The following is a 400-nucleotide window of genomic DNA, read 5'->3' as shown; positions in this document are numbered from 1 at the left end:
CAGGCCCATATTAAAGCTGCGGGGCTGGAATTTTCCAACCATTTTCTTTCCGCCTCTAATTCCGCCGGTGGTGAGAAAAGAGGTCATGGCATAGTTGATCGCCTTCTGCAGATCGCTGAATCCTTCATGAGCAGCATCGGGACCTCCAAAGCAATGGACGAAATCTTTCCGCAGTTCTTTATCAACTTCAGCTAAATACTGCCGCGGCAGTATCACGTCACTATCGAGGATCAAAAAGTAATTTCCGGCAGCTTTTCTCATTCCGAAGTTTCGGGAATCCCCGGGACCGGAATTGGGCTTATAAAAGTAGCTGATATCCATACTTCCGGAGAAATCGTGCACCACCTCTTCCGAAGGAACAGTAGAACCATCCTCCACGATCACCACCTCAAAAGGGTTA

The 400-nt window shown here is 48.2% G+C and carries 1 protein-coding gene; it reads right to left on the bottom strand.

Translation table 11 applies throughout. The features are described 5' to 3' along the window. The coding region (locus tag HC175_RS19810) for a glycosyltransferase family A protein (protein WP_168139814.1) at positions 1-400 on the bottom strand (400 nt) is incomplete at both ends.

The organism is Salinimicrobium oceani, assembly GCF_012037645.1.
Note: the sequence above shows the minus strand (reverse complement) of the source record. Positions and strands in the feature narration are given on the sequence as shown.